This is a genomic window from Microbacterium laevaniformans (assembly GCF_016907555.1).
Taxonomy (GTDB): Bacteria; Actinomycetota; Actinomycetes; order Actinomycetales; family Microbacteriaceae; genus Microbacterium; species Microbacterium laevaniformans.
The window spans coordinates 1883869-1903019 of the sequence record NZ_JAFBCE010000001.1; the positions used below are offsets into that span (position 1 = coordinate 1883869).

The window sequence follows — 19151 nt, forward strand, 5'->3', positions numbered from 1 at the left end:
CCGGCGTGGTCTCGGCCCCATCCGCGTCCGGGGCTACGCCAGAGCGCCACACCGAGCCTTCCCCATGTCGGAGCTGAGGCGTAGGCTGAATGCAGGCGACAGGAATCAACTAGGCCATCCGCCTCACGGCCGGTGGCATGACGAGCCCGAGATCAGCTCAGGTAAGTCCTCCCAACACATTGGCGTCGCCGCCAGTGGAGGACTGAGCCATGTTCCGGCTGATCTTGCCCGCAACCGCCAAGGCCCACGGGCTTCTCGCCTACGCTCCGAGCAACCTCTTGCTCGACTACATCCGTACCCGCCGCGAGCCGAAGTGGGCGATGTGGGCGATGCTCATCGCCGTCCCGTACTTCGCGGTCGCCTACTGGTGCACCACGATGATCGACAACGGCGGGCCCGGCTGGCTCCACCTCGTCGTCCTCATCTGCATCTGGAACGCCCTCAAGTTCCTCATCATGGGGCCGGTCAGCCTGGCCTGGATCACGAGGGACCACGTACGGGCGCGGCAGCAGGCGGGTGCCGACGCCGATGTTCTCGCGGCTCGGGCGGGTGCACCTGCCGCCCATGAGGCACTACCGGGTGACGAGCACCGGCCGACGGATCGCGGCCGAGTCGCGGACACGCTCCACCCCTGACACCAAGCAACTGATCGCGCTTGTGCTGCATGTCGCTGACGAACTCCACGCTCAGGAACTCGACGACCGGCAGCGTCGGATCGGTGATCGACAAGCGACTGAGAACAGAGCACCCGCCGCCTCGTCGGCGGGTGCAGACGGAGGTAGTAGTCATGACACTCACGATGCCCATGCAGGAGACGGAACTTGCACCCCCGCTGACGGCGGTGACGTATCAGCGGGTCTCAACCAAGGAGCAGGCGTCCAAGGGCGGTCGTGACGAAGGCTTCTCGATCCCAGCGCAACGCCAGGCGAACGCCCGCAAGGCCGAAGACCTCGGGGCTCGGATCGTCGCCGAGTTCGTTGACGCCGGAGAGTCCGCCCGGTCAGCCGATCGACCCGACCTGCAACGGATGCTGGAGTACATCGCCACGCACCAGGTCACCTACTGCATCGTGCACAAGGTCGATCGCCTCGCGCGGAACCGCTTGGACGACGTGGAGATTCACCGCCGCCTGGTCGAGGCAGGCGTCACGCTGGTTTCGGCGACGGAGAACATCGACGAGACACCCTCGGGGATGCTCCTTCACGGCATCATGTCCTCGATCGCGGAGTTCTACTCCAAGAACCTCGCCACTGAGGTCACCAAGGGGTTGACGCAGAAGTTCGAGACCGGCGACACTCCCATGCGCGCGCCGATCGGCTACCTCAACGTCCGCAAGCGTGACGAACAGGGCCGCGAGTACCGCACCGTCGAGATCGACCCCGAACGCGCACCGCTGGTGCGGTGGGTGTTCGAGCAGTACGCAAGCGGCCACCGCACAGTCGTCGACCTGCTCACCGAGGTCACCGCACGAGGACTCACGACTGTGCCGACACCCAAACGTCCCTCTGGCCCAATGGCGCGTTCAGGGTTCTTCAAGCTCCTCCGAAACCCGTACTACATCGGCATCGTCCGCTACAAAGGCGCAGAGCAGGCCGGTGCCCACGAGCCACTGATCGACATCGACACCTGGCAGCAGGTCCAGACCCTCCTCAACTCCCGCAAGATCGCCTCCGAGCGGCGACGCAGCCACGACCACTACCTCAAAGGCACCCTCTACTGCGGGGCATGCGGATCGCGGATGCAGCTCGACTTTCCGGCCAACAAGCAGGGTGTCCGGTACGCCTACTACGTCTGCTCCGGTCGTGCCTCCAAGCGGAAGAACTGCACCCGCCGCGCGGTGCCGGTCGGCATCGCCGAACAGCTTGTCGCGGACTGCTACCGCGACATCGCCATCACCGAAGAGCAGTACGCGGCACTCGCCGTGCAGGTCGAGGCTGCGTTCGATGAACGCCTCGCCTCCCGCTCACAAGAGCTGGCAGAGCTGACGGCGAGCCGTAAGCGGCTGCAAGACGAGAGTGACAAGCTGCTCGCTGCACACTTCGCCGACGCGATCGACCTGGGGACTCTCAAACGCCACCAGGATCGCATCCGCGCCGGCCTCGCTGACATCGACCGACGCCTCGCCAGCGAGCACGACTACCACGAAGGATCACGCAAGCAACTCAGCACCGCGCTGAGCCTGCTGGTCGACTGCGCCACGCTCTACGCCCGAACCAACGAGCACGGCAAGCGGCTGGCGAACCAAGCCCTGACCAACGGCATCGAGATCAGTGAAGACGAAAGGGCGACGATCCGGCTCTCTGAGCCCTTCGCCGCCCTCGTACCCGAGCCTGCATCGACCGATGTCAGGTGTTCTAGTACGTCTTCAATTGTGGACCTAAGGAGATTCGAACTCCTGACCTCCTCGATGCGAACGAGGCGCGCTACCAACTGCGCCATAGGCCCTTACGTCCTCAACATTATCACGCGTCTCGGGCCCCGCTTGCACCGGCAGGATGGAGGCATGAGCCCCACCCCTGCTGACATCGATGTCGTTCGCAACGTCCGGCTGTGGTCGCACCCGAGCGACGCGGTCGATCTCCGTATCGCCGGCGGGATGATCGGCGCGGTCACGCCGACGTCCGACGACACCGCCGGGAACGTCGTCAATGGACGCGGACTGCTCGCCATGCCCGGTCTCGTCAACGCGCACGCGCACATCGACAAGTCGTGGTGGGGACTGCCATGGCAGTCCTACGGCGGTGAGGGGACGACCGAGGGCCGCATCCGTCACGAGCGGGCCCACCGCGACGAGATCGGGATGCCGTCGACAGAGATCACCGGCAACGTCCTCGAGCAGCTCGTGAGCCACGGCACCACCGCGATCCGCACGCACGTCGACGTCGATCTGGGGCTCGAGCTGCGCGGCATCGAGGCCGTGCGTGAGGCCGTCGCCGCCTACGACGGTGCGCTGGCCGTCGAGATCGTGGCCTTCCCGCAAGACGGTGTGCTGCGCCGCCCCGGCGTGCTCGCCCTCCTCGACCGCGCCGCGCGCGAAGGCGTCGAGCACATCGGCGGGCTCGACCCCGCCACGATCGATCGCGATCCTGTCGGGCAGATCGACGCCCTGCTCGCGCTGTCGGCCGACCATGGCGTCGGCGTCGACATCCACCTCCACGACCCCGCCGAACTGGGGGCTTTTTAGATCGAGCTCATCCTCGAGCGCGTCGAGCGGTTGGGGCTGCACGGCCGCGTCAACGTGGCACACGGCTTCGCGGTCGCTCAGCTCGACGGCATCCGACGCCGCGACCTCCTCGCGCAGATGGCCGCCCTCGGCGTCACGATGACCACCGTCGCGCCGCTCCGACTCCCCCAGCTCCCGTTGCACGAGCTCGATGCGGCCGGTGTCGCCTTCGGGTTCGGCACCGACGGCATCCGTGACCTGTGGAGCCCCTACGGCACGGGAGACCTCCTCGGCATCGCCTGGCAGTACGCCCGCGCGTCGAGCATCGTGCGCGACGAGGATCTCCTCCGTGTCGTCGAGATCGCGGCAGGCGGCTCCGCCCGCTTCGCCGGCTTGGCGACGAATCGACTGCAGGCAGGAGACCGCGCCGACATCGTGCTCGTGGATGCCGAGAACGCCATGGATGCCCTCGTTCGCACGCCGCGACGCGAGGTCGTCATCGGCCGCGGACACCTCCTGGTCGGCTGAGCCGACCGGTCGGTGTCACCAGCCGGTGCTACTGGCCGGAGGCGCGACGTTCCAGCAGGCGGCGCACATGGGCCTCGATGGCGGCGTCGCCCGCAGCGGCACCGCCGGCGAGCTCGTCGTCTCGGGCCGCGGGCCGCGGCTGCAGCGTGACGGGACGCCGACGCTCGGCACGCGCGCGCATCGCTTCCTCGACGGCGCCGCGACGCAGCGCTTCGCGCGCGTCGGCCTCGTCGAGCACGGCGGCGGCACGCGAGCCGGCCGACGCGGTGAGCGGCCGGGGAAGCTCGCGCGGCACCCACGAGGTGCGCTCGACATCCAGGGCCACGTCCTGCACGTCGGGCGCGACGCGCTCGATCGGCGCAACGACCTCACGAACGACCGCACGACGCTGGACGCGCGACATCCGCTGCAGCAGCAGGGCGCATCCCACGAACAGCGCTCCCGCGAGCCAGAGCAACAGCTGCGCGCCGGTCGCAGCCAGCTGTACCCCACCCCACGCGCCAAGCGCGAGGGCGGCGACGGCGATGAGGGTCACGACAAGACGCGCGCGGCGACGGGCCTGGGCGCGACGGATCTCGGGTCGCGCCCGCTCGCGAGCCGCCGCACGCGCGGCAGCCTCGCGGGCGCCCGCGGCCTCGGCGCGCGCCTGCAGTTTGGTGACTTCGAGTTCGGCGCGTACGCGGGCGAGCTCGGCCTGCTCGCGCTCGGTCTGGGCCTGACGGGCCAGTCGCTGCTGGGCCATCGCCGTGCGCGCGTTGAGCTCGAGCCGCACTTCCTGCGGGGTCTCACTGGTCTCGGCGAGTACACGCAGCGCCTGATTCAACCGCACCGCGTTGCGCTCGGCGGCATTGAACTGGTGTCGGCCGTGCCACGACGGCAGAAGGTAGATCATCCACAGCGCCACGGCGACGAGGACGACCACGCCGCCGCCGAGAACCTGTCCACCCATGTCCCCCACGGTAGGGCCGAGGCGACGCGATCGGGCGACATCGGACCGCGTGTCTGACCTTCATGTCGAACCTGAAGGTTCCGCGGCCTCCTGCCGCGCTGCGACGGGTCAGCCGGCGGGGCGGTCGGTGAGCGGCACGGTCGCCGCGCTCTCGGGCGCGCGACCCTGCAGCCACCGCTGCAACACGCCTTCGGGTACCTCCTCGCGCACCAGCGCGAACGCATAGTGGTCGCGCCAATCGCCCGCGATGTGGATGAATCGCCGCCGCAGTCCCTCGTAACGGAAGCCCAGCTTCTCGACGACCCGCAGACTCGCCCGATTCTCCGGACGGATGCAGATCTCCATGCGGTGCAGCCCCAGCTCGCGGAAGCACACGTCGGTGGCCAGTGCGACCGCCGTCGGCGTGATGCCGCGGCCGGCGAAGCGCTCGCTCACCCAGTAGCCGATCGTCGCCGACGACAGCGACCCGCGGGCGATCCCCCAGACGTTCAGCTGTCCGGCGAGCTCGCCGTCGTACTCCATCACGAAAGGCACGCCGCCGCCGTCGCGGTACTGCTGCAGCAGGCGACGGATGCCGAGGCGCATATCGAACGAGACGGGCCCGTCGGGGCTCGTCGCCTCCCAGGGCCGCAGCCACGAGCGGTTGCTCATCAACTCCGACTGCAACACGCGCGCGTCTCACTGCTTGATGAGTCGGATCGCGATCGGACCGTGCTCACGGGGAGCCGTCAGTTCCATCGGCACCCCTCATGTCCGCCGCTCAGGATCAGCGTCAGAGCTTCTCCGCAAAGTCCTTCAACCACGGTCGCAGCTCCGGACCGAGATCGTCGCGGTCGGCGGCCAGCTGCACGATGGCCTTGATGTAGTCCACCCTATCGCCGGTGTCGTAGCGGCGACCGCGGAACACGACGCCCAACACGCCGTCGGTGACGGCCAGCTCCTGCAGCGCATCGGTCAGCTGGATCTCGCCCCCCTTGCCCGGCTCGGTGCGCTCGAGGATGTCGAAGACGCCGGGGGTGAGGACGTACCGCCCGATGACGGCGTAGTTGGAGGGGGCGTCCTCCTTCTTCGGCTTCTCGACGAGCCCCGTGACGCGGACGACATCGGGATCGTCGGTCGACTCGACGGCGGCGGCGCCGTACAGGTGGATCTGGTCGGGGTCGACCTCCATGAGCGCGATGACCGTGAGGCCGGATGCCGCGTTCACCGCCAGCATCTTCGAGAGCAGCTCGTCGCGCTCGTCGATCAGGTCGTCACCGAGCATGACCGCGAAGGTCGCGTCGCCGACGTGGTGACGGGCGCGCAGCACGGCGTGCCCGAGGCCCTTCGGCTCACCCTGGCGGACGAAGTGGATGTCGGCGAGCTCGGTCGAGCGCTGAACGCTGAGGAGCTTGTCGTGGGCACCCTTGGTGAGCAGGTTCGACTCGAGCTCGGGCACCGAGTCGAAGTGGTTCGAAATGTTGTTCTTGTTGCGCCCCAGGATGATCAGCACGTCATCGATGCCCGCCGCGACCGCTTCTTCGACGACGTACTGGATCGCCGGCTTGTCGACGACGGGGAGCATCTCCTTCGGCATCGCCTTGGTGGCGGGAAGGAACCTCGTGCCGAGACCCGCAGCGGGGATGACGGCCTTGATCGCAGGAGCTGACATGACCCACACCTTACCGGCGCGCGCCGCCACACCCGTAACGGTCTCGGCCGTGCATGTCGGTGCGCCGCCTACAATCGGACCATGACCGACGGCATCGACGACGCGAAGCGGGCGCTGCGCGCCGACCTGCGCGAGCGCCGTCAGCAGCGCTCCGAGGCGATGCGCACCGCCGACGCCGCCGGCGTCAAGGCGCAGCTCGACGCGCTGATCGCCCGCACCGGCGCGCGCTCGATCTCCTGCTTCCTGTCGGCTCCGACCGAGCCGGGCACCCACGAGTTCGTGGCCGACGCCGTCGAGCGCGGCATCCGCGTGCTGCTGCCCATCACCCGCGCCGACGGCCTTCTCGACTGGGTCGTCGCCGAGCCCGGCGCCGATATCGCCGAGGGCCTGTTCGGCATGCCCGAACCGGTCGGCGAGGTGCTGAGCCCGCTGGCCGTCAACGACGTCGATCTGCTGGTGATCCCCGCCGCCGCCGTCGATCGCACCGGTATGCGCCTCGGCTGGGGGCGGGGCTACTTCGACAAGACCCTCGGTTCGATGCAGCACTGCCCGCCCGTCTACGCCGTCGTCTTCGACACCGAACTGCTGGACGAGGTCCCCCGCGACCTCCACGACCAGCCGGTCACCGGTGTCGTCACCCCCACCCGCACCGTCGACCTCGCGTCGCCGCGACGCTGAGCCCCTTCCCGGAGGACACCATGCCCACCTACGCCTATGCCTGCACGCAGTGCGGACACCGCTTCGATGCCGTGCAGTCGTTCTCGGATGCCGCGTTGACGCAGTGTCCCGAATGCGGCGGCGCTTTGCGCAAGCAGTACGGAACCGTCGGCGTGACCTTCAACGGTTCCGGCTTCTACCGCACCGACTCGCGTTCGTCCACCTCCGGCGCGGCCGCTGGCGCCGGCGCATCGACTTCGACATCATCGAAGTCCGAGGCGAAGTCCTCGGCCGCTTCGTCGGGGTCGTGACCGGCGCACGCCGGAGAATCGGAGGAACCATGATCAAGGGCTTCAAAGACTTCATCATGCGCGGCAACGTCATCGACCTCGCGGTCGCTGTCGTGATCGGTGCCGCATTCACCGCCGTCGTGAACGCGATCGTGGCGTCCATCATCACCCCGCTCATCGAGGTGTTCTGGAAGCCGGGCGACAACGGTGTTCCCGGCATCCCGGTTCCCGCGGTCTGGGGCGGAACGGTCACCTTCCCGATCGGCGACCTGGTCAGCGCGCTCATCAGCTTCCTCGCGGTGGCGATCGTGGTCTACTTCGTGTTCGTGTTCCCGATGAACGCGTGGAAGGAGCGTCAGGCCGCCAAGGCCGGCGTCCCCGAAGACAAAGCGGAGAAGCTGCCGACCGAGCAGGAACTGCTCATCCAGATCCGCGACCTGCTGGAGAAGAACTCCACCGCGCGCTGAGCGCGTTTTGCGTCGTCGCTCTTCCGGTCGTTGAGCGAGCGCAGCGAGTCGAAACGCCCCTAGTAGTGCGGCGGCACGTCCCGCCGCAGGCGCTCATCGTTCGGCCCCGATGCCCCGTCCCCGGTGAGGGGCGGGGCATCGTCGCGGATGACGGGGACCTCGGGCGCGGGGTCGGTGCCCGGCGCCGGAGTCAGTCGCGCGCGGCGCGATCCGCGCACGCGCTCGACGCGCTGACGGCTCTCGTCTTCCACGGGGATCAGCGTAGATCGAGCGGTTCGGTCACGGTCTCGGCGCGCGGCGTCTCGGGCGAGGCGCCGAGGATGGCCGCGATCCGTCCCGCGACCCCGGCCGGGTCGCTGTACAGGTCGAAGGCGTGCACGCGCACGTAGTGCCATCCGAGACGGCGCAGCACCTGGGGGCGCAGTCGCAGGCTCTCACGCAGGGTCTCCCCCATGCTGTCGGCGTCGCTCTCCACGACGACCGCCTTGCCACGGTGCTGCGCGACCAGGGGAAGGATGCCCCGGTAGTTGACGTCCACGGCGATGCCGAGCGCGCGCAGGTGACCGGCGAGCGCCAGCGTGAGCGGATCGGCGAGGTCTTCGAGCCGGGACTCGCGGGCCCGCGCGGCGATGCCGCCGAGGATCGACATCAGCGTCGCGGCACCGGACTCCAGACGTCCCTCATCGAAGGCAGAAGGGCGGATCGAGGAGACGATGACCATCGAACGGCGCGCGCGTGTCATACCGACCGTCAGCAGGCGCTCTCCGTCGGGGCCCGACAGATCGCCGAAGTCGCTCAGCACCCGGCCGTGCTTGGTCAATCCGAATCCGAGCGAGAAGACGACCCGGTCGCGGCTCTCCGCCACCGATTCTTCGAGTCCGAGCACCGCGAACGGCTCGGCCGTGTCGCGGCCGACGAACTCGGCGACGTCGGATCGGCCCGCGAAGGCGGCGGCGACGGCGGCGCGCACGCGCTCGGCGTGCCGCACGGATGCCGTGACGACCATGAGGGTCTCGGTGGGACGGTTGACCGCGTGCTCGACCACGAGAGTGACGACGCGGGCGACCTCGGCATCCGGACTCTCGACGGCGCCGGTGATCGGATCGGGTGCGCCGGTGCCGCCTTCGACGTAGTCGACGCTGAGGCTCCCGCGCCCGAGGTACGAGCCCGCCCAGGGGTAGGAGACGAGTCGACCTTCGTAGAACGCGCCGTTGACGAGCTCGGCGAGGTCCTCACCGCCCGCGCGATAGCTGCGGGTCAGCGTCTCGACCGGAACGAGTTCGGTGAGCCGCTCGAACACGCTGACCTCGTCGAACGGCACATCGGGCTCGTCCTCCGCGCTCGCGTGCCCGGCACCGACGCGGAACGCGGTGGGACGCTGCGTCACCGGGTCGCCGAAGACGACCACCTGGCGGGCGCGTCGCAGTGCCGGCGCCGCCTCGGCGAGGCACAGCGCCGCGGCATCCGCGACGATGACCACGTCGAACAGCGGCGACTCGGGAATCGAGGGCACTTCATAGGGCGACGCGAGCCACACGGGGGCCAGCGTGCGCACGAGCTTCGGCGCGGCCTCGACCAGCTCCGTCGCAGACGCTCCGCCGCTGCGCAGCAGCTGCTTCAGGGTCGCAGCTTCGCCGGCCTCGTCGACGACGGCGATCTTCCACGTCGTCGCCAGTTCCGCGGCCAGCAGCGGACCCGCCGAGGCCGCGTGCGCCTCATCGACCAGTCGGTAATCGCGTTCGAGCCGGTCGACGACCGATGTGTTCGCGCCCAGCAGCGCCCGGTCCGAGCGCAGCATCGCTTCGAGAGCGGACTGCCACCACGCGAACTCGAACTCGGCGGCGACGTGCTCTTCGGGGACGTGGCGGACCGACAGCTCGGTGAGCAGCTCTTCCAGTCCCATGTCGGCGAGCTCGCCGCGCAGGGTGGCGCGCTCGACCAGGTTGTCGAAGACGTCGGAGGTCGCCGCCAAGCCCGCGAGCGTGCGCAGCAGGTAGGGGATCGGCAACGACGCGAGCGGTTCGGTGCGCCCCAGTGCCCGGTCGAGGGCCCCCAGGTCGGAGGCCACACGCTGCCACGCCGTGGCGACATCGTCCAGACCCAGGGGGATCTCGGGCATGACGCCCGGATCCACCAGCTGCTGCCACTGCGCGCGCTGCTGCTGCACGCGCACCAGCGACTCGTGCATGTCGGTGATGTGCATGCCCGGGCGCACGTACTCGCGCGACAGGTTCTTCAGGCGCCGGCGCTGGGGCGATGTCATCGCGGGAGCGTCGCGGCGCGGCGCGTGCGCCTGGATGAGCTCCGCCAGCGGGCGCTCGAAGACAGTCGTGCTGAAGCGATCGAGCGATGCCCGGATGCCCTGCAGCAGCTGCACGTAGGCGCCGAGTTCGGCCAGCGTCGAGAACGGACGCATGCGCGTCTGCGCGATGAGTTCGTACCCGCGCTCGAGCATGGCGGGCACCTCTGTGCGGTGCAGCCGTCCGGCGAGCGCGTGGGTGTCGCGGGCCTCCTGCGTGGAGGCGAAGGCGACGCCGTACCACGGCGAATCGTCGGGGCCGAAGCGGAACTCGCCGAGACGGGCGGCGGTCGCCAGCGCCTGCGCGGCCTCGGCACGGCGGGTGCCGAGCGACTGCAGGGTGGCAATGTCGAATCGGGTCGTCGCCGACGGCTGCGGCGTCATCGATGCGATCGTGGCCAGGGTGCGCAATGCCTCGAGCGGGGAGACCTCGACGCGCGGATGCCGCTGGGTGAGCGAGTCGCGATAATCGCGCAGCACGGTGCGCAGGCGCACGAGCGCATCGTCGACGTCGGCCACCTTAGGCTGTTCCGCCTTCTCGTTGCGCGTGATCGCGCGGATGAGGTCGCGGTGGAGATGACGCGGCGAGACGGCCAGGCCCGGCAGTCCGATACCGGCGAGGCGGTGGCGGACGCCCTCGAGGGTCGAGCGCCGCGCGCTGACCACGAGCACGCGCTTGCCGGCGCGCACGAGCTCGCCGACCGCGTTGATCACCGTCTGCGTGCCGCCGGTGCCGGGCAGCGTGTGCACGGCGAGCGACTGTCCGGCGGCGATGCGCGCGAGCACGGCCTCCTGCTCGGCATCCGCATCGAGCAGGAGCCGGTCGGCGGCGGGCGGTCGCTCATCGGAGCTGACGGGCGGGGCGGGCGCGCGGACGATCGACAGATCCTCGCGGTCGGACTCGTGGCCGGCGAGGGCGTTCAGGATCGGGTGATCGAGGCTCTCGGCGTCGCGACTCATCGGCGACGACGCGTCGGCGAACGTCGACACGACCAGGCGCGGCTGCACGGTGAAGGTGTCGACGTGCGCGGTGAGCGCGCGCAGGTGGTCGATGACCGGCTGCGGTTTGAAGACGCCACCGTCGTAGGCGAGTTCGGCGAGCGCGCGCCCGTCGATCACGAGACCGAAGTGCGTGCGCGCGGCGACGACGAGCTCGGGGTTGATCGTGAAGGTGCCGTGCAGCTTGAGATCGAAGTCGGAGTGGTGGCGGCGGATGGCGAGCGGGCGCAGCAGCACCGGGGCGGCGTAGGTGACGCCGCCGATGCGCCAGCCGGCGATGCCGACCGCCAGGTGCACCGTGTCGATGCCACGGGTCGTGCGCATCTCGACGTCCTTGGCGGCGATGCGCTCGGCCGCCAGGCGGGCCGTGCGCAGGGCGACCTCGTCACGGAAGAGGTTGGACAGCAGCGTGGAGCGCCCGGTGATGAACTGGGGCAGGCTGCCGGGATGGGCTTTCGTGATGTCGATGCCCGCATCGCCGGCGTCGGTGTAGTGCAGCAGGGTGGACCGGCCACCGAGCCACGCCGACTCCTCGCGCAGGCGCGCACGCTCACCGGCGGCGACGTGGGTCACGACGACCCCCGGCTCAGACAGGTCGAGGTCCGCCGGGCTCACCGCATGACCGTGGTCGGCGTCGTCCACGCCTCGCACGGCGCCATCGTCTGCTCTCCACACACTCGACACCCTAAAGTCCCGATCACGGCGTTCCCGGTTAGCGCGGCGGGTTTTCGCGGTATTGGGGCTGATGTGACAGGTGGGGCGGCACCGTGGATCCTCCTCCCCAACCGGCGCGGAGGCTCTGCGCCTCCACAGACCGCGACCGCGCGACGATGATGTCGACCGTCGCGAGCATCATGGAGTCATGACCTCGACTGCCGCATACTCGGTGCACCCGACACCGATCGGCGAGGCCCTCATCGTCGTCGCCGATGGGGGCCTCGTCGCCCTGGACGTGCTGGATGTGTCGCTGACGGCGGCCGACCGCCGCCTCGAAGCGATCAGCGCCCGCCGCCAGGGCATCGTGGTGCCGGATGCCGCGGCCACCGCCGAGGTGGCCGCGCAGCTGGACGAGTACTTCGCGGGCACGCGGCGACGTTTCACGCTCGATCTCGACCTGCACGGGGTCGACGGTTTCGCACGCCGGGCACTGGAGGCGATGGACGAGATCCCGTATGGCGAGACGAGCTCGTACGGCGAATTGGCGATTCTCGCCGGCTCACCGGGCGCGCACCGCGCGGCGGGATCGGCATGTGCCCGCACGCCCATCTCGATCGTGATTCCGGCGCACCGTGTCGTCCGTGCCGACGGATCCATCGGTGAGTACGGCGGTCACCCCGAACGCAAACGGTTCCTCCTCGATCTCGAAGCGCGCGTCGTACGCGACGGCACCGCTGGATCCGCCGCCGTGTAGGCCGGTCGCGGCACGGGGCTCCCGCGGCGCGACGCGGGAGCCCCGTGCCGAGCTCGGGTGGATCGCTGGCGGACCCCGCGACGACGCCCGGTGATATCCTCGAGCGCACGGGTGACGCGGCCGTCACCCTCGAGGTCAGGGAGGCGAGATGGCGACGCCGACCCCGCTCTCCGACAGCGATCTGCTGGCGTACGCCGTCGAAGATCTGGCCACCCGCACGGGCCTTCCCGTCGCCTTCGGCGGGTTCGAGCGGGCAGACGCGGTCGAGGTCACCTCGGTCGTCGGAAACCGCACCCCGCACCTGTCCGGACTCGTCGTGCACGCCAGCCGCGGTCTCGGCGGGCGGGCGCTCGTGGAGCGGCGCCCGCGACTCGCGCTCGACTACCGGTCTTCGCGCAACATCACCCACGACTACGATCGCGCGATCCTCGGCGAGGGGATCTCGACGCTGTTCGCTGTTCCCGTCCTCGTCGCCGGGCGCGCACGCGGCGTGCTCTACTGCGGTTCGTGGTCGCCGTCCCCCTTCGGAGAGTCCACCGCACGCATGGCGCTCCAGATCGCCAGCGATCTGGCGACGGAGCTTCGCGTCAGAGAAGAAGTGCAGCGGCGACTCACCCTCGCTCCGGCATCCACCTCGGGCGTCGACCCCGTGCTGCGCGAGCACCTGCGCGACACGTACGCGCAGTTGCGCCGCATCGCCGCCGATGTGCCCGACGCCGCCATCCGGCGCCGCCTCGCCGAGATCGAGCAGCGTCTCGCCGACCTGACCCGCGAAGACGGTGCGGCCACGGAGACGCTCGACGTGAAGCTGTCGCCGCGTGAGATCGATGTGCTCGCGTGTGCGGCGCTGGGCCAGACCAATGCCGAGATCGCGGTCGCGCTCGGATTGCGAGAGGGCACCGTCAAGTCGTATCTGCAGTCGGCGATGGCCAAACTCGACACGGGAACGCGTCACGCCGCGGTGACACGGGCGCGACGCGCGGGACTGCTCCCCTGATCAGCCGTCAGTATCAGTAGGCTCTGCCTATGGCCCGCAAAATCGTTCACCAGCTCGTCGACGACCTGGACGGCACCGTTCTCGAAGTCGGTGACGGTGAGACCGTCCTGTTCTCGTTGGACGGCACCGCGTACGAAATCGACCTCACCACCGACAACGCCGCCGCGCTCCGCGATGTGCTCGCGCCGTATGTCTCCGCCGCGCGCAGCGTCTCGTCGCGCTCCGCCGCACCGCGCCGTGCCGGCACCCGCGGCCAACGCCGCTCCCAGCAGCGCGACTACGGCCCGATCCGCGAGTGGGCCGCCAAGAACGGTTTCACGGTGTCCGAGCGCGGGCGCGTTCCGGCATCCGTTCTCGAGGCTTACGACGCCGCTCACTGACGACTGCAGGGAGCGACACCGGTGCTCGTCGGGGCAACGACGGGACACGCGGCGCGAGCGCTAGGGTGATGTCGTGGCCTCGGACTGGACCCGTCGCGTGCTCGTTGTCGAAGACCAGGCCGCCCTGCGCATGCTCGTGTGCGAGCTGCTGCAGCGTCACGGGTTCGAGACGGCCGCCGCGGCCGACGCGGCGACGGCCACCCAGCTGTTCACCGAGTTCGACCCCGACGCGCTGCTGACCGATATCGACCTCGGCAGCCGACCCTCCGGCGCGGAACTGGCGGCCATGCTGTCCGAGCTCGCCCCGCATCTGGCGATCGTGTTCCTCAGCAGCTATCCACGGGCCGCGGCCGGCGCGACGGCGATGGGCATCGCCCATGCGGTCTTCGTCTCCAAGCAGGATCTCGACTCGGCCGACGCGCTCGTGTCGGCGTTGGAGCAGGCGCTGTCGACGCGGCGGGTGCCGGCGGCGACGGCTCTGCCTGCACCCGATGCCCGCGACGGCCTCGGCGCGCTCACCCGCCATCAGCTCGAGATCCTCGCGATGGTCGCTCGCGGATGGTCGAACGAGCGCATCGCCGAAGAGACCGCGTCGAGCGTGCGGGCCGTGGAACGTTCGATCAGCCGCCTGTTCGACCGCTTGGATGTGACGGGCGACCCGACCGTCAGCCCTCGCGTCGCCGCTGCGGCGATGTACCTGGCCGCGTTCGGCCCCGCCCGGTGAGAGGCCGCGGGTGAGGCAGTTCGCCACGGCGATCGGCCGTGTCGTGGCCGACGGACGGTTTCTGAGCCTGTGGTCGCTCGCGGCGACCCTCGTCCTGTCGATGACCATCATGGCGCCCGTGGGTGCGGGCGTGGATGTCGCGGCGCTGGCTCCGGCGACGCTGGCCACGACGACATGCTTCGTGCTTGCGCTCGGGGCCCTCGCGCTGATCGAGCGGCACCTGTCCGCGCCGCGCGTGCGCGCGATCGTGCTCATCGTCGGCATCGTCGCGTGCGCCGCCCTGCGCCCGCTCGCGCAGGACGCGTGGGCCGCGCCGTGGGCACTGCCGATTCCGGCAGCAGCCCAGCTGCCGTTCCGTATCGCGACGAACGTGGTCGTCTGGCCGGTCGTGCTCGCGATGATCGCCGTGCTCGAGAACGCCGTGCACACGCTGCGTCGCACCAACGCGCTGCTGCGCGAGGTGGCGGCAGAGCTCGCCGCCGCGCCCGACCGCGCCGTCGTCGTCGACCGGCGCGCCCGCCGCGAAGTGGGTGCCGCGGCATCCGCCCTCACCCGGGCGATCGATCGGTGGGATCCCGCGACGGGGCCGAGCGGCGTGCGCGCGCTCGGGACGGAGGCCTTCCGCACCTGGAGCCACCGCTTGCAACAGGTGGCGGACGATGCGGCGACGACCTCGGCGCCGCGGGGCGCACCCGCCACGGATGAGATCTCGATTCGCCGTCGCGGCCTGGCGCTGCCGCCGCTGCGCCTTCCACCACGCGGGACGGTCGCGATCGTCTACATCGCCTGCACACTGCCCTACGCGCTGCGAACGACGGGCCCCGCCGAGCTGATCGCGGGTCTGGTCGCCGTCGTCACCGTGACGGGTCTTGTCGACCATGTCGCGCGGCGCCGAAGGTTCGTACGCAGCGCCCGTCTCAGCGCCACGGTCTATCTGCTGGGCGCGGCCATCGGCGGCGTCGTGCTCTCCGCGCTGACAGCCATCTACGGACATCGCGGCCTCATCGTGCTTCTGCCGGGGATCGACTACCTCGCCTTCGCGCTCGCGGGCGCCCTGTGCGCGGGCGCCGTGCAGAGACTGCGCCGAGAACAGCGTCGACTGTCGGGAACGATCACGCATTCTCAGCGCGCGAGCCGTGAGGGTGTCGGTCCCGCCCGCGAAGGCCTGCGACGCACGGCGGAGCTGCTGCACCGCGACGGGCAGGGAGCGTGCGTGCAGTTCGCGTTGACGCATCCGCACCCATCCCCGGCGGACACCTCCGCACTGCGCGACGATCTTCTCGCGCTCGTGCATCGGCTGACGTCGACATACGCGGCCGCCGACCCCGGCACGGATGCTGCGGCACTGCGAGCGCTGCTGGCGACGTGGGGACGGGTGATCGTGCTGCAGACCACGCTCGATCCGCGGGCGATGGCCGCGCTCGATGCGCATCCCCGCCTCGCGCGCGATGTGTACGACGTCATCGCCGAGGGACTTCTGAACGCGGTCAAGCACAGCGACGAGAAGAGTTGTAGGTTCCCGCTCGAGATGGCGAGGAATGCCGCGATTCCACGGTAGTTGGCTGGGGTTTCGGGTTCAGGATTCCGCGAGTAGTGGCGGATTCTTACAAGAGCTCATGGCCGTCGCGGCGATCGGCTACACACCATGCAGCGTGTCCGAACCGGCAGCGACGCGCTCTCCCCGGCCGCAGCAGCGCCCCCCGACGTGAACGGGAATACTCTCGTCAATCGGGGAGCTCCGGCAGGCGTCATCCTCCGCCGGGCAGATGCTCGAGGTGCCCGATGGCCTCCTCGAGCAGTTCGGAGACGTGGTCGTCGAAGAGCGAGTAGTGGATGTGCCGGCCGTCGCGCGTGCCAAGGACCAGGCTCAGATGCCGCAGCAGCCGCAAATGGTTCGATGTGGTCGTCTGTCCGATGTGCAGCTGTTCGCTGAGGTCGGTCACGGTGCTCGGCTGAACACTCAGCGCGCTCAGAATGCGCAGCCGCACAGGTGACGCCAGTGCCTGCATGATCTCGGCGAGACGCTCAGCATCCGCTACGGACAGGGTGCCTGCTTCCCGACGCGTCTCAGTACCGGCCATGCTCACCATTGTGCCCTCCGATCACGATAATCATTCACAACTACAATATATCATGATCTTGTGATGTATCCTCGTCGCATGACTGCTTCTTCCCCGACGACTACCGCGCCCGCTGCGGAGACGCACGACCATTCCCACGGTTCGGCCCGGTGGGAGCTGTGGTTCGCGATCGCCGCGGGCGTGACCTACGCCGGCGGGATGATCGCCGAGTTCGCGTTGGGGCTGCCGATGGTCGGGTGGCCGTTGGTGTTCTTCCTCGCCACCTACTTCTTCGGTGGGTTCTTCACGTTCCGCACCGCGATCGCCTCGACGATGCGAGGGAAGTTCGAGGTCGACTTCCTCATGCTGGTGGCCGCGATCGGCGCCGCCCTCATCGGCCGGTGGGCGGAAGGGGCGGTGCTGCTGTTCCTGTTCAGCCTCGGCCACGCGCTCGAGGAATACGCCCTCAGCCGTGCCAGCAAGTCCATCGAGTCCCTGGCCGAGCTCGCTCCCCGCAGCGCCCTGGTGCGCCGCGGCGGGGACGAGCCGGTGGAGGTGCCGGTGGAGGAGATCGTCGTCGGGGACATCGTCGTCATCCGCCCGAACTCCCGCATTCCCTCAGACGGGTTCGTGATCTCCGGGGTGTCCGCGGTGGATCAGTCCGCGGTCACCGGGGAGTCGATTCCGGTGGAGAAGGAGCCGGTGGCCGACCCGGAGCGGGCGATGCGCACCGTCGACACCCTGCCCGCCGCCAACCGTGTGTTCGCCGGCACCGTGAACGGGTCCGGCGTGCTCGAGGTCGAGGTCACCGCGACCTCCGCGGACTCGACGCTCAGCAAGGTCGTCGAGCTCGTCCGCTCCGCCGACCAGGCCGCCTCCCCCACACAGCAGTTCATCGACCGGTTCCAGCGTTGGTACGTGCCCGCCGTGATCCTCGGGGTCGCCGTCACCCTCCTGATCTCCTGGCTCGCGTTCGCGCAACCGTTCCCCGACGCGTTCTACCTCGCCATGACCGTGCTCGTCGCCGCCAGCCCCTGCGCGCTCGCGATCGCAACCCCGGCCGCGGTGCTGGCAGGGGTCGCCCGTGCTGCGCGTGCCGGGGTGCTCGTCAAGGGCGGCGCCCCGCTCGAGACGCTCGGGCGGGTCAAGGCGATGGCGTTCGACAAGACCGGCACCCTGACCTGGGGTGCCCCCCGGGTGACGTCCGTCACCCCCGCCGCCGACGTGCCCGAGTCCGAGCTGATCCGCACTCTGGTCGCTGTCGAAGCGCTCAGCGATCACCCGCTGGCCGAGGCGATCGTCCGCGACCTCGAGCCCCGCGTCCCCCAGGCCGAGCGCCTCACCGCGACAGACCTGAACGCGGTCGTCGGGCGTGGCGTCACGGCGACGATCGACGGCGAGCGGGTCGACGTCGGCAACCTGCGCATGTTCGACGAGCAGCAACTCGCGCTGACCGGCACGCTCGCCGACGCGTACACGCAGGCGCGGGACTCCGGGCAGACGCTGATGATCATCCGCCGTGGCGACCGGTTCCTCGGCATCGTCGGCGTGATGGATGCGTCCCGCGCGGAGTCCGCCCAGGTGCTCAGCGCGCTCCGGGGCGCGAACGTGGGGCAGCTCGTGATGATCTCCGGCGACAACCAGCGCGTCGCCGACGCGGTCGGCCAGGAAGTCGGCGTCGACACCGCGATCGGCGAACTGCTCCCCGAGGACAAAGTCGCTCAGATCACCCGCCTCGCCGAAACCCACCGACCGATCGCGATGGTCGGCGACGGCGTCAACGACGCCCCCGCGATGGCCCGCGCCGACGTCGGCATCGCGATGGGCGCCGCCGGCTCCACCGTCGCGTTGGAAACCTGCGACATCGCGCTGATGAGCGACGACCTCGGCCGCGTCCCGTTCGCCGTGCGGCTCAGCCGCGCCACCAGCCGCATCATCCGGCAGAACCTCATCGCCAGCCTCGCGATCGTCGCGTTCCTCATCCTCGCCACCTTCCTCGGCCTGAACATCGGCGCGGTCGTACTCATCCACGAAGGCTCCACCCTGATCGTCGTCGGCAACGCACTCCGCCTGCTCAACTTCGAGCGCGGCAAAGAGCACCACGGCATCGACCACGAAGACAGGCCCACCGCTTGAGAGACTCAGCCGGCGCAGGCGACGGCCTCCCTTGCGCGGCTATGTGGCCCAGCAGGATTGCACGGTGCCGGTCGTTGCCTGCGCGACGGTCGGGATGGTCTCCACGAGTGCTCGTGTGATCTCCTCGGACGCGGGGTACTCGATGACCCGCCAACCGACGATGCCGAAGTCCTCATCCAATGCCTGCACCGCGCATGCGAACGACGTCCCAGCGGGTGGCGTGGCTTGGAAGGATACGGTCACGGTGCGCGCATCGACCAGCTCGTATCCGGTCTCGTCGAATCCGACGTCGTCGAGCGAGTTCGAGACAGTCAGCCACGAAAGCCCGGCGACAGACAGGATTGCCGCCGTCGCGACGGTGACCCAGAACACGCGGCGGCGGATGGGCCGCGGTCCCCGACCGTAGCGGTCGGCGAGCTCCTCTTTCGTCGTCACGTAGT

General features: G+C 69.7%; 19 protein-coding genes, 1 tRNA gene and 1 pseudogene. 13 read left to right on the top strand and 8 right to left on the bottom strand.

The genetic code is table 11. The features are described from left to right. The first annotated feature begins 209 nt into the window (after positions 1-209). Together JOE53_RS08930 and JOE53_RS08935 are read left to right on the top strand one after the other, a co-directional pair. The gene (locus tag JOE53_RS08930) at positions 210-635 is read left to right on the top strand and encodes a sulfate permease (RefSeq protein ID WP_204947455.1); all 426 of its coding nucleotides are present in this window, start codon (positions 210-212) and stop codon (positions 633-635) included. Between the two features lie 170 nt (positions 636-805). After that, positions 806-1861, top strand: a pseudogene (locus JOE53_RS08935) (recombinase family protein); the annotation flags it as partial. 511 nt (positions 1862-2372) lie between these two features. Here the strand turns inward: JOE53_RS08935 and JOE53_RS08940 are convergent. Continuing rightward, positions 2373-2445, bottom strand: a tRNA-Ala gene (locus JOE53_RS08940). A 58-nt stretch (positions 2446-2503) separates the two neighbouring features. Here JOE53_RS08940 and JOE53_RS15105 point away from each other — a divergent pair. Further along, on the top strand, positions 2504-3184 hold the full coding sequence (locus JOE53_RS15105) for an amidohydrolase family protein (protein WP_309297576.1): 681 nt from the start codon (positions 2504-2506) through the stop codon (positions 3182-3184). Between the two features lie 30 nt (positions 3185-3214). Continuing rightward, the gene (locus JOE53_RS15110) at positions 3215-3691 is read left to right on the top strand and encodes an amidohydrolase family protein (protein WP_309297574.1); all 477 of its coding nucleotides are present in this window, start codon (positions 3215-3217) and stop codon (positions 3689-3691) included. Between the two features lie 28 nt (positions 3692-3719). On the opposite strand, the gene JOE53_RS08950 is transcribed toward JOE53_RS15110, so the two are convergent. The 3 genes from JOE53_RS08950 to galU all read right to left on the bottom strand — a co-directional run bounded on the left by JOE53_RS08950 (position 3720) and on the right by galU (position 6291). Then, entirely contained in the window at positions 3720-4640 is a 921-nt protein-coding gene (locus JOE53_RS08950; protein WP_204947456.1) for a large exoprotein, read from the bottom strand. A gap of 108 nt (positions 4641-4748) precedes the next feature. Further along, positions 4749-5291, bottom strand: coding sequence for a GNAT family N-acetyltransferase (locus JOE53_RS08955; RefSeq protein WP_233449527.1), 543 nt, complete (start codon positions 5289-5291; stop codon positions 4749-4751). Between the two features lie 121 nt (positions 5292-5412). After that, positions 5413-6291: a UTP--glucose-1-phosphate uridylyltransferase GalU gene (galU, locus tag JOE53_RS08960; protein ID WP_036289812.1), complete on the bottom strand. Its 879-nt coding sequence runs from the start codon at positions 6289-6291 to the stop codon at positions 5413-5415. Between the two features lie 81 nt (positions 6292-6372). Here galU and JOE53_RS08965 point away from each other — a divergent pair, with 81 nt between their 5' ends. The 3 genes from JOE53_RS08965 to mscL are packed head-to-tail and all read left to right on the top strand — an operon-like array spanning position 6373 to position 7705. Continuing rightward, a complete protein-coding gene (locus tag JOE53_RS08965) occupies positions 6373-6969 on the top strand; it encodes a 5-formyltetrahydrofolate cyclo-ligase (RefSeq protein ID WP_061682990.1) in 597 nt (198 codons plus the stop codon). A 20-nt stretch (positions 6970-6989) separates the two neighbouring features. After that, positions 6990-7259, top strand: coding sequence for an FmdB family zinc ribbon protein (locus JOE53_RS08970; protein ID WP_204947457.1), 270 nt, complete (start codon positions 6990-6992; stop codon positions 7257-7259). A 29-nt stretch (positions 7260-7288) separates the two neighbouring features. Beyond that, the gene (mscL, locus tag JOE53_RS08975; RefSeq protein ID WP_204947458.1) at positions 7289-7705 is read left to right on the top strand and encodes a large conductance mechanosensitive channel protein MscL; all 417 of its coding nucleotides are present in this window, start codon (positions 7289-7291) and stop codon (positions 7703-7705) included. A 59-nt stretch (positions 7706-7764) separates the two neighbouring features. Here the strand turns inward: mscL and JOE53_RS08980 are convergent, their stop codons facing one another. Continuing rightward, positions 7765-7956, bottom strand: a complete 192-nt coding sequence (locus tag JOE53_RS08980; protein ID WP_039412025.1) for a hypothetical protein — start codon at positions 7954-7956, stop codon at positions 7765-7767. Positions 7957-7961: 5 nt separating this feature from the next. Further along, a complete protein-coding gene (locus tag JOE53_RS08985; protein ID WP_407663958.1) occupies positions 7962-11645 on the bottom strand; it encodes an AAA family ATPase in 3684 nt (1227 codons plus the stop codon). 220 nt (positions 11646-11865) lie between these two features. Between JOE53_RS08985 and JOE53_RS08990 the strand changes: the two genes are divergently transcribed. The 5 genes from JOE53_RS08990 (at position 11866) to JOE53_RS09010 (ending at position 16073) form a co-directional block, all read left to right on the top strand. Beyond that, positions 11866-12414 (top strand): methylated-DNA--[protein]-cysteine S-methyltransferase, encoded by a 549-nt coding sequence (locus JOE53_RS08990; RefSeq protein ID WP_204947460.1) that lies wholly within the window; start codon positions 11866-11868, stop codon positions 12412-12414. 148 nt (positions 12415-12562) lie between these two features. Then, positions 12563-13411 carry a LuxR C-terminal-related transcriptional regulator gene (locus JOE53_RS08995; protein WP_061682995.1) on the top strand — a complete coding sequence of 283 codons (849 nt, stop codon included), beginning with the start codon at positions 12563-12565 and terminating at the stop codon, positions 13409-13411. A 29-nt stretch (positions 13412-13440) separates the two neighbouring features. Continuing rightward, on the top strand, positions 13441-13791 hold the full coding sequence (locus tag JOE53_RS09000) for a histone-like nucleoid-structuring protein Lsr2 (RefSeq protein ID WP_036290056.1): 351 nt from the start codon (positions 13441-13443) through the stop codon (positions 13789-13791). A gap of 73 nt (positions 13792-13864) precedes the next feature. Next, positions 13865-14515, top strand: a complete 651-nt coding sequence (locus JOE53_RS15115; protein WP_005050918.1) for a response regulator — start codon at positions 13865-13867, stop codon at positions 14513-14515. Between the two features lie 10 nt (positions 14516-14525). Beyond that, complete coding sequence (locus JOE53_RS09010; protein ID WP_271171056.1) at positions 14526-16073, top strand: hypothetical protein; 1548 nt, start codon at positions 14526-14528, stop codon at positions 16071-16073. A 190-nt stretch (positions 16074-16263) separates the two neighbouring features. Here the strand turns inward: JOE53_RS09010 and JOE53_RS09015 are convergent, their stop codons facing one another. Further along, positions 16264-16596, bottom strand: a complete 333-nt coding sequence (locus JOE53_RS09015) for an ArsR/SmtB family transcription factor (RefSeq protein ID WP_045246029.1) — start codon at positions 16594-16596, stop codon at positions 16264-16266. Positions 16597-16674: 78 nt separating this feature from the next. Between JOE53_RS09015 and JOE53_RS09020 the strand changes: the two genes are divergently transcribed. Beyond that, complete coding sequence (locus JOE53_RS09020) at positions 16675-18711, top strand: heavy metal translocating P-type ATPase (protein WP_204947461.1); 2037 nt, start codon at positions 16675-16677, stop codon at positions 18709-18711. A gap of 39 nt (positions 18712-18750) precedes the next feature. Here the strand turns inward: JOE53_RS09020 and JOE53_RS09025 are convergent, their stop codons facing one another. Then, positions 18751-19146 carry a DUF4307 domain-containing protein gene (locus JOE53_RS09025; protein ID WP_045246023.1) on the bottom strand — a complete coding sequence of 132 codons (396 nt, stop codon included), beginning with the start codon at positions 19144-19146 and terminating at the stop codon, positions 18751-18753. Positions 19147-19151 lie beyond the last annotated feature (5 nt).